At 37.9% G+C, this 11,702-nt stretch carries 17 protein-coding genes and 2 pseudogenes; 7 read left to right on the top strand and 12 right to left on the bottom strand.

Going from position 1 to position 11,702, the window contains the following annotated elements; genetic code table 11:
* From CV014_RS28605 to rpmI, 3 genes are all read right to left on the bottom strand, one after another.
* On the bottom strand, positions 1-705 hold a 705-nt coding region (locus tag CV014_RS28605; RefSeq protein ID WP_236145108.1), incomplete at its 3' end, for a transporter substrate-binding domain-containing protein.
* 12 nt (positions 706-717) lie between these two features.
* Entirely contained in the window at positions 718-1,074 is a 357-nt protein-coding gene (gene rplT, locus CV014_RS28600) for a 50S ribosomal protein L20 (RefSeq protein WP_103138318.1), read from the bottom strand.
* 27 nt (positions 1,075-1,101) lie between these two features.
* The gene (gene rpmI, locus CV014_RS28595; protein ID WP_236145107.1) at positions 1,102-1,299 is read right to left on the bottom strand and encodes a 50S ribosomal protein L35; all 198 of its coding nucleotides are present in this window, start codon (positions 1,297-1,299) and stop codon (positions 1,102-1,104) included.
* 645 nt (positions 1,300-1,944) lie between these two features.
* Between rpmI and CV014_RS28590 the strand changes: the two genes are divergently transcribed.
* From CV014_RS28590 to CV014_RS28565, 6 genes and pseudogenes are all read left to right on the top strand, one after another.
* The gene (locus CV014_RS28590; protein ID WP_236145106.1) at positions 1,945-2,172 is read left to right on the top strand and encodes a hypothetical protein; all 228 of its coding nucleotides are present in this window, start codon (positions 1,945-1,947) and stop codon (positions 2,170-2,172) included.
* Positions 2,173-2,404: 232 nt separating this feature from the next.
* Complete coding sequence (locus CV014_RS28585; protein WP_236145105.1) at positions 2,405-2,704, top strand: hypothetical protein; 300 nt, start codon at positions 2,405-2,407, stop codon at positions 2,702-2,704.
* A gap of 44 nt (positions 2,705-2,748) precedes the next feature.
* Positions 2,749-3,189 carry a nitrogen fixation protein gene (locus tag CV014_RS28580; RefSeq protein WP_236145104.1) on the top strand — a complete coding sequence of 147 codons (441 nt, stop codon included), beginning with the start codon at positions 2,749-2,751 and terminating at the stop codon, positions 3,187-3,189.
* A 17-nt stretch (positions 3,190-3,206) separates the two neighbouring features.
* Positions 3,207-3,560, top strand: a complete 354-nt coding sequence (locus CV014_RS28575) for a Nif11-like leader peptide family natural product precursor (RefSeq protein WP_236145103.1) — start codon at positions 3,207-3,209, stop codon at positions 3,558-3,560.
* A gap of 87 nt (positions 3,561-3,647) precedes the next feature.
* Positions 3,648-4,899, top strand: a pseudogene (locus tag CV014_RS28570) (nif11-class peptide radical SAM maturase 3).
* A gap of 36 nt (positions 4,900-4,935) precedes the next feature.
* Positions 4,936-5,118, top strand: coding sequence for a hypothetical protein (locus CV014_RS28565; RefSeq protein WP_236145102.1), 183 nt, complete (start codon positions 4,936-4,938; stop codon positions 5,116-5,118).
* Positions 5,119-5,180: 62 nt separating this feature from the next.
* On the opposite strand, the gene CV014_RS28560 is transcribed toward CV014_RS28565, so the two are convergent.
* The 5 genes from CV014_RS28560 to CV014_RS28540 all read right to left on the bottom strand — a co-directional run bounded on the left by CV014_RS28560 (position 5,181) and on the right by CV014_RS28540 (position 8,378).
* Positions 5,181-6,293 (bottom strand): T3SS effector HopA1 family protein, encoded by a 1,113-nt coding sequence (locus CV014_RS28560; protein ID WP_236145101.1) that lies wholly within the window; start codon positions 6,291-6,293, stop codon positions 5,181-5,183.
* Positions 6,294-6,327: 34 nt separating this feature from the next.
* Positions 6,328-7,509: an aminoglycoside phosphotransferase family protein gene (locus CV014_RS28555; RefSeq protein ID WP_236145100.1), complete on the bottom strand. Its 1,182-nt coding sequence runs from the start codon at positions 7,507-7,509 to the stop codon at positions 6,328-6,330.
* 76 nt (positions 7,510-7,585) lie between these two features.
* Entirely contained in the window at positions 7,586-7,810 is a 225-nt protein-coding gene (locus CV014_RS28550) for a hypothetical protein (protein ID WP_236145099.1), read from the bottom strand.
* A 76-nt stretch (positions 7,811-7,886) separates the two neighbouring features.
* Positions 7,887-8,093, bottom strand: a complete 207-nt coding sequence (locus CV014_RS28545; protein ID WP_236145098.1) for a hypothetical protein — start codon at positions 8,091-8,093, stop codon at positions 7,887-7,889.
* 39 nt (positions 8,094-8,132) lie between these two features.
* A complete protein-coding gene (locus tag CV014_RS28540) occupies positions 8,133-8,378 on the bottom strand; it encodes a hypothetical protein (protein WP_103138329.1) in 246 nt (81 codons plus the stop codon).
* Between the two features lie 31 nt (positions 8,379-8,409).
* Here CV014_RS28540 and CV014_RS28535 point away from each other — a divergent pair, with 31 nt between their 5' ends.
* Complete coding sequence (locus CV014_RS28535) at positions 8,410-8,595, top strand: hypothetical protein (protein WP_236145097.1); 186 nt, start codon at positions 8,410-8,412, stop codon at positions 8,593-8,595.
* A 32-nt stretch (positions 8,596-8,627) separates the two neighbouring features.
* On the opposite strand, the gene CV014_RS28530 is transcribed toward CV014_RS28535, so the two are convergent.
* The 4 genes and pseudogenes from CV014_RS28530 to CV014_RS28515 form a co-directional block, all read right to left on the bottom strand.
* A complete protein-coding gene (locus CV014_RS28530; protein ID WP_236145096.1) occupies positions 8,628-8,834 on the bottom strand; it encodes a hypothetical protein in 207 nt (68 codons plus the stop codon).
* 36 nt (positions 8,835-8,870) lie between these two features.
* Positions 8,871-9,122 (bottom strand): hypothetical protein, encoded by a 252-nt coding sequence (locus tag CV014_RS28525; RefSeq protein WP_236145095.1) that lies wholly within the window; start codon positions 9,120-9,122, stop codon positions 8,871-8,873.
* Positions 9,123-9,477: 355 nt separating this feature from the next.
* Positions 9,478-10,248, bottom strand: coding sequence for a peptidylprolyl isomerase (locus tag CV014_RS28520; RefSeq protein WP_236145094.1), 771 nt, complete (start codon positions 10,246-10,248; stop codon positions 9,478-9,480).
* A 49-nt stretch (positions 10,249-10,297) separates the two neighbouring features.
* Positions 10,298-11,702 (bottom strand): annotated as a pseudogene (locus tag CV014_RS28515) (HlyD family efflux transporter periplasmic adaptor subunit); the annotation flags it as partial.

Here is an 11,702-nt window from a genome sequence, read left to right as displayed (position 1 = left end):
GGGCATCACTACAGATAAGGGTGCAGTCGATAATTTTGTTGGTAGAATTCGGTATTGGGGGTTTTGCTGCACCCACGCACTCAATACACTTGCATCGGCGGCGAAGGCTACTACACTATTGTTTTCTAGCTGCTTTTGCGCTTCTGTGTAGGAATTTACTCCTACTAAATCGGCAGTAGGTATATAGTAACGGACTTCAGCGATGGTGATGGAGTGATTTAAGACGGCGATTTTGCGTTTTTGTAAATCGCTTAATTTCTCGATAGACGAGTCTTTGGTGATTAAAACGGTGCCATCAAAATAGTAAGGGACGCTAAAACTAACTAAGCGTGAACGTGATTCTGTGGCTGTCACCCTAGCGATCGCCATATCTACTTGATGATTGTAAACTGCGGCTAGGCGATCGCGATTCATTACGGGCTGGAATTTCACAGCGTCGGCTTTTCCTAATAAATCGGTTGCTAAACGCTGTGCTAAGTCAATTTCTAAACCTTGCAATTTCCCACTGGCATCTTTAAATCCTAAAGGCGGCGTATTATCTTTTACCGCCACAGTTATATAACCCCGCCGTTGGATTTCCTTGATTGGTGAGGCAGATGCAGAAAAGCCTGTGGCAAAAAACACGCAAAAAATGCAAATAATAGTTGCGGATAATACCAGATGTAACTGCTTCATGATTTGCCGTTTGTTACATCTGTTATTCATCCGGTTTCACCTTTAACCTTGAACTTGACTGGCTATTTCCACCACCTTGCTGAAGCCAGCAGGGTCGAGGACTGCTAATTGTGCCAACATTTTGCGGTTGAGTTGGATGTTAGCTTTTTTCAGGTTGCCGATCAAGCGACTGTAGCTTAAGCCATGTACTCTTGCAGCAGCGTTGATACGGGTAATCCAGAGGCTACGGAAATCGCGCTTTTTCTTTTTGCGATCGCGGTATGCACTGCGGAGGGCTTTCATTACCTGTTGGTTAGCGGTTCTAAACAAGGTGGAGTGAGAACCACGGAAACCTTTAGCTAGTTTGAGGATTTTATTGCGGCGTTTACGAGCAACGTTACCGCGTTTTACACGGGTCATATTCTATTCCTGGATAATCTATCGAATTTACAAATAAGGAAGCATTAAACGCACGTTGTCTTCGTCGCGTTCGTTAACAATTGCCATTTTAGAGAAACTGCGCTTCTTATTGGTGGTTTTGTGTTCTAACAAGTGATTTTTGAAAGCCTTGCGGCGCACAATTTTACCGCTACCAGTGGCGCGGAATCGTTTGGCTGCGGCTTTGCGTGTTTTGAGTTTAGGCATGGTTTAGCTCTAATTCGACACAATCCCTCATTATATATCATGTTGCTCAAATTCATCAAAGCTTGATACGAATTAGGGTTGTGTACTCCACATAGGACAAAAATTCCTATCTCTACCCAGTCTCTAGAGCCAGGATGCCGAACCAGATGCAAAATCCCTCGCTTCCCAATCTACAACAGAAATGATGACAACCAACTCATAGGGACATAAATGTTTTAGTTGGTCACTACAATTATCTATTCACTAGCAACTCAATAATGTCTCTATTCAAGGTTTTGCTATTTCCAGATGGTTTTAGAGGTGAATCGTCAGCAAGACAACCCAAATTTCCCATGTAGTTAAATTAAGAAGGTTATCAATTAATTTTCAAAAGGTTATCTTAATTTTATCTTTAGGCAATTCAATATTAATAAAATAAAGTAATTTTGTCACTCATTTATTGAGTGATAATATTGTCTTTTTTTGTCTAAATCAGCGATGATATCAACGTAAAGACAAGCTAAAGCATATTTATTTGAGCAATGTACATTTAAGGCATGAAAACAAAAAACTAGAGTCTTAAGTAACATTATCCATATAAATATGTTTAGCCTAATTTTAATGTAACCCAAATAAAAAAGCTCGCTGACGGAGGTTAATATCAAGATGGCTAAAATCACAATTTCTGACCTAAACCCCTCTGATTACTCTCTGACTGAATTATCTGCTGAAGAAATGGCTGCAATTCAGGGTGGTGGATTCCTTGGTAAACTCATCGGTGGGATTATAGGCGGTGTTGCAGGATTTTTCATCAGCGGCCCAGCAGGGATTTTCGCAGGAGTTGGTGCAGGTAGCACATTAGGCGACGCTGTTGAAGAAGTATTTTTTAACTAAGCGTTGAATAATTTCAAAAATATACAATCTCATTCTCATATTGTGTATGTATCCTCTGATAATATCAGGGGATTTTTGTTTGAAACCCAGTAGTGTTCAACAATTCATTAGAGTGAAAACAAGAATACAATGACGACAGAAGTAAACTATTTTTGTCACTCAAATAATTGCAGACTTTGTATTATTGATTTTACTTTAAATTAAAATGCAATCTATGAGAAATATATTTCTCATGAATAAATTTACCAGTGTAGACAAAAACATGGAAACCAATAACAGAAACTTCAAGAATCAAATCGAAATTAATGATTTGATTGATGCTGCCGTTAGCGATGCGTTGGCACGTAGAAGCGGAAATGATGACAACTTATCAGACTTGTCTGGTGAAGATGCTGATCATGTAACAGGAGGTATTGCTTCACTCACAATTGCAGGTTATAAACCTATACCCATTTGTCCCCCCATCATTAAACCTATCTGTCCCCCAATCATTGTCGGGCTAATTGCGCCACCACAGTACGAAATCATGTAATTCTAAACTTTACTGAAAAATCACCTTTACTGGAGCATTAATTCATGGAAGAAATTCCTGCTGAAAAAACTACACTTTGTCCTAGTGCTAGACCAGAAATAGCAGGAAGCGTAGTCTTCGGTTTAATTGGTGGAACAGTCACAGAACCAAAAGTTACTTATCTCAAACAGCAATTAGCTGTAACAGATGAACTATTAGCGAAAGCTGCTCCTGTGACTCCCACAGAAATCTTTCGGACAGCCGCCCCTTGTGCAGCTAAAAAATGTCAGCATTTCGATGGTCAAGACTGTCGTTTAGCCACAAGAGTAGCAGAAAAATTACCTGCTGTAGTATCAGAACTCCCACCTTGTTCTATACGCAGAGATTGCCGTTGGTGGCAACAAGAAGGTAAGGCGGCTTGTATGCGTTGCCCACAAATTATCACCGACAATTACAGTCCTTCTCAGGTAATGCAAGAAGTTGCATTACCTGAAGTAACTACTTAATTGAAAAGGAGAAAAATATGGCTTTTGAAAACGTCAGAGCTTTCTATGAAAGATTGGCTAATGATGAAGCTTTCCGCACTCAAATGCAACAAGTTGAGAGCAAAGAAGAATGTAGCCAAGTAGTGAAAGCTGCTGGTTTTGAATTTACCCAAGCAGAGTTTGAAGAATATACAACTCAATTATTAGAGTCAGCCGTCGGAGAGGGTGAACTCAGAGATTTAGATGAACAAGAATTAGAAGCAGTCTTTGGTGGTGCTTCCTCTTTGATTGACAAAATTCGCATTCAGCCATTGTATGGCGTGATTGTTTGGCCTCCTAAGCCACCTTATGCTCAACCTCTGTATGGGGTTGTAATTAGCGAGGAATTTTAGGTAAATTCAAACATTTTATTTAAGTGTTTGGGGACGGATAAATACAAACCGTCCTTCTTTATATAAGTTAAATAGGGGCGATATTTTATGAGCGATCGCAGAATTAGCTATGCTGTTTGGGAAATCACATTAAAATGTAATCTGGCTTGTCAACATTGTGGTTCACGTGCAGGGCCATACCAGAACCAAAGAACTTTCCACCGCAGAAGCCTTAGATTTAGTCAAACAAATGGCAGATGTGGGCATCACCGAAATTACACTGATTGGTGGTGAAGCTTTTTTACGTCCAGATTGGTTGGAAATTGCCCAAGCTATTAATCAAGCTGGTATTCACTGTGGGATGACCACTGGGGGCTACGGTATTACTTTAGACACAGCACGCCGTATGAAAGATGCTGGAATTAAAGTAGTATCCGTCTCAGTGGATGGCTTAGAAGCAACTCACGACAGACTGCGGGGTAGACAAGGTTCATGGCAATGGGCATTTAAAACCATGAGTCACCTCAAGCAAGTAGGCATCCCTTTTGGTTGCAACACCCAAATTAATCGCCTTTCCGCACCCGAATTCCCCAGTATTTATGAATACATCCGCGATGCAGGCGTATTTGCTTGGCAAATTCAACTGACTGTACCAATGGGCAATGCTGCCGATAATAGTGAAATTCTGCTGCAACCTCATGAATTATTAGATATCTACCCCATGATTGCACGGGTGGCGCAAAGAGCTAAACGTGAAGGTATACAGCTACAACCAGGCAATAACATTGGTTACTTCGGCCCCTACGAACGATTTTTACGGGGTGGGAGTGCTTGGTCATTTTGGCAAGGTTGCAACGCCGGACTTTCGACATTAGGTATTGAAGCAGATGGGGCAATTAAAGGTTGTCCTTCCTTACCGACATCTGCTTACACCGGTGGTAATATCCGTGACTATTCCCTCAAAACCATCATCGAAGAAACAGAAGAACTCCGCTTTAATTTAGGTGCAGGTACACCTAAAGGAACGGCGCATTTGTGGGGTTTTTGTAAAACTTGTGAATTTGCTGAACTTTGTCGGGGTGGTTGCAGTTGGACTGCACACGTCTTTTTTGATAAACGTGGTAATAATCCTTATTGTCATCACCGCACTTTGACTCAAGCTAAAAACGGTATTCGGGAACGAGTCTTTCTGCAACGTCGTGCTGATGGTAAACCTTTTGATAATGGTGAATTTGGTTTAATTGAAGAACCAATTAATGCACCTTGGCCAGAGAATGACCCCCTACACTTTACGGCTGATAAAATTCAATGGTCAGAAAGTTGGCAAGAGGTAGAATCATTAGCACCTGTCAGTGTTTAGTTAAAAATACATTGTTACCATCGGCGATAAATACAAATGTCTACTAACATCACTAATTCAGAAACATCACTGCAAAATTTTTCACAAACCCAAGTCGAACCTAGCCTGCCTCGTTCAGCTTGGAATAGTCAATTAGCCTATTTTAAAGTTATGTTTAGAGCCAAGAAAGCTTTAGACCGCATAGAAAAGGAAGCAGGGATTGAAAATAATTATTCTTAGTAATTTTATGGTGTGTTAATCTTAGTTAACACACCCTTTGTATATCCAAAAAATTGTGATATCTACAATGGCTGATAAATATCTGTGGAATTAGGATTCAAATATGGATATCTTAAATCCACATTGAATCTAGCAAACTGCTCGATAATTGTAGCAAGTTTAGCTTCTGGTGATCGCTGATTATTTTGTTGAGCTATGATTAAGCCATGAGCAATAATTTGACAACGATTTGTGCCGAAGCTTTCATATTGATCAAATTTAGTATCCGGTTCTTCTGCTAAACCCAAACCAGATGCTAACTTTTTAGTAAATAAAGGAATATTTTCCTTGAAATAAGCTGTATTTTCGCTGTAAATATTTTGCAGGATTGGATGTACCCTCAAATAATCCTTCTGTCTAATATAGAGTACCCCAGCATCATATCTATCATAACCAGAGTAACTGTAAGGAACTTTAAAGGAAAAGTAGATTTGTTGTGTATTTAATTGCTGAGTTACAGCCCGCATTAAAGGTACAGCACCATCTGAAGTAATATTAAAGTAAATCCTGATGATGCTGTGATTTATATCTCCTTCATCTACAGGTACAACACCTGTGTCACCAACAGCAATATAAAATCCTTCTTGGACACAGTTTTTAGGCATTTTAATTGCGACAACATCACCTATATTTACAGATGTTACCGCAGGTTTTAAATGAATTTCAGGATGAATATGTACAGTCAATTGTCCTCTGTTGACTGCAATACTACCGTCTTGTTCTAGTTTTTTTACTACCCAATCAGGAGAAAAATAACCATCTCCCTGATTACCAGCGTGGAGTTGTTGAAAAAGACTAACATCTATACCAATCAAATTATCATTATTCAACATTTGATTGTCTATTAAGTCTGCCGCATTTTTTTGTAATTGTAGAGATTTAATCAGTGAACCATTGTAGTAAATGCCATATAAAAAGTTTCGGATATGTTTAACTACGTGCTTCTGTTGCACTTCCACAGGTAATTTATGAAAGCGACTTTTGATATCTGTAGAAGTTTCCCAAGGCCGATAGTTTGGATGACGGACAGATAAATCACTATCTAATTCTAAGTGAGTAGCAATATCCTCAAGCGTTGCTTGTAAGTTGTTTTCAGCTTGAGACAAAATTTGATTTGAATATTGAAGAGCCGTCATTTTTATATCTCCAGTAGAATTATGCAACCGAATTTTAGGCAGAAATCGCTACACCAGCTAGTTCTTTCTCTGTCACCCCAAGGATACTAACTAATGAAGCTTCAGGACGACATAGTAAACTTTTCGCTACCTGGAGAGAGTAAATATCACTATTAACTAACTGCTTATGATGTTCAATTTTAGCTTGTGTTTGAATAATCAAAGCCACACCCATAAACTGAATCAGCTTTTTAAAAAAATCGGGAAAATGTTGGGTAATTTCGGGGAAATGCTGCAAATATTCCCTAACAATTACCAAAATAGATGGACGGACATCTTCTAGTTTAAATTCTGCTGAATTAATCGACTCTTGCATACTCATTGAGGGGTCAATCACCATGCTAACTATCCACAAAATTACATAATTAGCGATTAAGTTAGCTAAATCAAATATGGGGTCTCCCCAACTACTTCTTTCCCAATCAATGATTTTTACTGCTGAGTGTTTCTGTGCGAGTGCAAAGGAAGTAATGTTTTCCCAATCTTGATGGACTAAAATATTGGCAACATTCAAATCATTGTGAACCACACAACAAGCACGCCAAGAGTTAATAGCTTCTACTTTTGCTTGGTCTAAACTTTCATAGCGTTGGTAAAGCCCAATAAATTTGATATAGTCAGGAGGCATAACGCTCAGAAGTTCTGGCGTGATTCTATGTTGTAATAAAATAAAGGCCGCACCTCTTTTGTGCCAAAAGCTGTCAGGTTGTGTAACGTAATTATATGCTTCTTCGCAATTAAAAGTCGCACGATGAATTTGCGCTAATATTGCCCCTATCCAACCAGGAATTGTTACAGGTAAAACTTGGCGCGATCGCAAAATTCCACTATACAATTCTTGATAATCATCTAGATATTTATAAATAGCGATGAAATTCTCATGATCATAGGTAAGCATTTCTCTAATAAAACCCTGTAAAGGATTTAAATGAGCAATATTGCCCATCATGCTTTGAAACTGCCATTCATTGAAAATTTCCTGGGAAAATATTCCTGAAAGCGTGGGACGTTCCTGCTTAACGATAAATTTTCGCCCATCTTTGAGGGTGGCTATGATACTAAAATTCTTTGTATTTAGCTTACCTACATCTAAGGTTAGTCCTAACAACTCTTGTTGTGTAAAAACACCAGATTTACTCAGATATTCCACTACATTGTGATGACTTAAAAAAAACATCACTCCCCCACACTTATTTATTGGTTAATTAACAGAAAAATTACTAGTCAGCAAAATTTTAATGAGCCAATCAGATTTATGTTCTACTTCTGACGAAGAACAATCGATAAATTAGTAAAGAAGCAATAATCACAATCAGCCCAATTCTTAAAATAGTAGCTGAAGTACCTGCTGTGGTATTTAAATTAGGAAATGCCAGTTGAGCAACAGTAGTTATTAATAACACTGAAGCTAAAATATTTTCACCTTCTATCAACAATGCTAAACCAATCAAGCCGAATAAATATGGTGTGATATTCATTGATAAACCTCATTGATTGGGTAAAAGGTCAGGGTTAGATATCAATATCCTGACCTTTAATATTAGAGAGACTTAATTAGTGAGTCAGTTTATAAACTAACGCACCAAAAGCAGCACCAGAACCACCGATAACCAAAGTGGTTAAGACATACGCTCCCCAGGTAGCAGGTGTTACACCGCCAATTGCACCACTTAGTTCAGCATCGGTTACTTCATTTAAATAGCTCTCGCTATCAACTAGAAGATTATATTCAGAATTGAGATCGCTAATTACAATTGCCATTTTTTTCTCCTAATTTATTGATCTAACAGGGTGAATTTCTTATCTTGAAGCAACGTAGCCAATTACTGCACCACCAGCAAAAGTTCCGAGAGCAAAGCCAGTACCGAAGCTAACGCCCCAAACGCTAACGCTACCAAGTGAAGCAGCAGTAAATGTCACAACAGGAGTAATACCTCCAATTGCTGCGGTTAACTCACGATCTTCTAAATCGTTGAGGAAGCTTTCAGAGTCAACTAATAAATCAGCACCGGCAAATTTTAATTCATTAATTGCAATGGATGCCATGATGAATTCTCCCAGTATTCAATGATTATTTATGGCTAATGCTCAAGAAAAGATTGCTTTCTTAGCACAATATATAAATATCAATATTTTCTTTGAAAATGCAATATTTAAAAATTGGTTTTTTGGACTTAAAAAATTCATTTTTGCACTGCAATTATTTAATGAAATAATTGTGGACATTCAGCATCCAAGGTCAGGGTTAAATATCAACACCTGACCTTGTATGTTTAACAGAACTAAGTTAATTAATTAGCGGTGGCTGAGAGTATAGATTAAGGCACCAAAACCTGCACCAGTACCACCAATCACTAAAGTGGTTAACAGATAAGCTCCCCATGTAGGAGTAATACCACCAACAGCAGCACTGAGTTCAGCATCAGTTACTTCACTTAAATAGCTTTCGCTATCAGATAAAAGGTTGTACTCAGAATTGAGATCGCTAATTACAATTGCCATTTTTTTCCTAGTTTATTGATGTGATCACAAAGTTTTTTATTTTCTAGAAGCTGCGAAATAGCCAACACCAGCAGTTACACCGAAAGTTCCGAGAGCAAAGCCAGTACCGAAGCTAACACCCCAAACACTAACGCTACCAAGTGCAGCAGCAGTAAACGTCACAACAGGAGTAATACCTCCAATAGCTGCGGTTAACTCGCGATCTTCTAAATCGTTGAGGAAGCTTTCAGAGTCAACTAATAAATCAGCACCAGCGAATTTTAATTCATTAATTGCAATAGATGCCATGATGAATTCTCCAAATCTTCAATGATTATTTATGGCTAATGCTCAGAAATTTCTGTCTTCTGGCACAACATAATAAATATCAGCAAATATTCTTGATATACAACACTTTTAAATCATGTTTTCGGACTTAAAAAATTCATTTGTGGTCTGAGGCTAGATTTAATTTAATTTAGATGTTTACGCTCAAGATTGCCAGATATAAATTATGGGAGTTTTGAGTAAACAAATATGTATTAGAAACTTTAGTGCTGAGTTACATAAGCACTAAAGTGCTTACTACTAACAGGAGAATTTATTTTCCGATACTATGAGAGGGACATAATAAATTTAATTGCTTCCCTGGTAATCTCATGAATTAGAGTGATTGGCTATCTTGCAAATCAAATGTAACTGTGACTGATTCAACTTGTATCTTTAGCCAATGGGAAAATAACTCTAATGTCAATAAATTACGTAGCTTAGTATCTAATTGCGGCACAATTATCTGTTCTACTAAAATTAAATGCGCGCCTTTAGATGTAAAAATTGGCTTAAGCAGTTGTGGTGGTTGAGAGGCGAAAATTGCCGCAGAAATTTCTGGTTTTAAATCCTGACGTTTTAAAACACCTTGATATCCGCCACGACGGCGTAATTCTTCATCTTGAATATACTTGTGGGCGACATCATAAAAACTTATTTCTCCTTCTTGAATGGCATAGAAAAGTTCAATCGCTAAATCTTCATCATCAAGAATAACTTCATAGGCGATCGCACTTGTATAATCATTCTGATTCTCAAAAAAGTAAGGCTCAACCTTATCTGCAAATAAATGCTCTGCTAACTTAGCTGAAAGTAGGGAAAGATGAGCAACTTTTTCAAAATCATCCAAAGAAAGTCCGTGTTTTTCTAACCAAGCCCATGTCTGAGCAGCACTGCTTAATTTATTGGTTAATCTGATTTTGTCGGCAGTTTGTTGTAACTCTTCTGTATCAATTTGAATACCCAATTTTGTGGCTGTATTTTCTACAATTTTACGGACAGTTATTTCTTCTAACAGACTGGGAACTTTGCATGATAGTTTGATTTGCTCGATGAAGTCTTCTTTGTTGAGATTTATCTGTTGTGGAATGCTAATAATTTGTGACATCTTTATCTACCAATAACTCAACTATTTCATAAACATCTAAACTTAACTGCTATAGTTCCACTCCTCCCTGCTTTAATTTCTTAAATGGATCTAATAGAAAATCGATTATCCGGCGTTGTCTAACTACTACTTCTGCTGTAGCGGTGTCTCCAGGGCGCAGAGGAATACATTGATTAGCTGTAGGCATACAATGTTGATTTAATGCAATATCTAATTGATATGCGGCTACTTTGCCACTTGCTGTGTCTATCTCAAATGTAGTAGGAGAAATTTCGATTAATTTCCCTTCTATGACTCCGTAATCTTGAAAAGGATAGGCATCAAATTTGAGCTTTACAGGCAATCCCGTTTTCAAAGAACCACTTTCAGTGGTTGCCATCTGCGCTCTAATTACTAAAGGTGAATTAATGGGTGAAATTTCTGCAATCATTGTTCCTGGTTGCACCACAGAACCTGCTCGTTGAATTGGCAATTGGAAAACTGTACCAGCCACTGGTGCTTTTAACTCTCTTTGGCTTAACTGGAATTTTAAAGACTCTATTTGACTTTTATTTTGAGCTATTTCAGCTTTCAGCGCAGTAATTTCTCTATCTAAGTTCTTGAGTTGTTCTTCACTTTTGAGAATAGCTAATTTTCCAGCGTGATTTAAACTTTGGAAACTCCGTTCTTTTTCCTGAATCCGTAACTGTGATTGTTCAATATTAGCTTTAGCTTGCCTGATAGTTCTTTCATAACTATTTAATTGTTCCGCTAGCCTGAGTTTTGATTGTTCAACATCTGATTTGGATTGTTCTAGTAATTTAGTTCTTTCCTTAGCTATATCCTGCTTGTCTACTAGATTAATTTCTGGAACTATGCCTTCTTGCCAAGCTTGTTTGTAACGTTCTACTTCTCTGCTAGCACTGTTTAAACTAATTTCTACTAAATTAGAAGTAATGCGACTATGTTCTAAAGCTTTTCTTGCCTGATTAACTTGAGCTAGTTTTTCTTCTTCTTGGAAATTGAAAGAATTAATAATCGCCTTGAGATTCTGTCTTTCTTGGTCAATTTGTGCTTGTTTTTCTAACTCTTGGGCTTGATTTTGCTGACGTTGAACTGTCCAAGCTAGGGCTAGTTGATTTTTTAATAAATTGAGTTGTGATAGTTGGTTTAATTGTCCTTCTAATTTCGTTTGTGCCTGTCTTAACTCGGTATTAACTAACTCAGATTCTAATACTAATAAAGCCTGCCCTGCCTTGACTGATTCCCCCTCTTTAACTAAGATTTTTCCACAGTTCCTGATACAGCCGCATCTAATCTGACTGTTTTACCTTCAGGTTCTAATCTGCCTCTTGCTGTACCGGTTTCATCAACTTGAGAAAACATTGCCCAAGGTAAAGCTATCGAGATAAAAATCACTAAAAAGTACAAAATTCCTCTTGTCCAAGTTTGCGGTAGGCTATCTAGTAATTCTT

Origin of the sequence: Nostoc sp. CMAA1605, from assembly GCF_021596505.1 — a bacterium.
Classification (GTDB): Bacteria; Cyanobacteriota; Cyanobacteriia; order Cyanobacteriales; family Nostocaceae; genus Trichormus.
The sequence above is the reverse complement of the archived record's forward strand: the minus strand, read 5'-3'. Positions and strand labels throughout refer to the sequence as shown.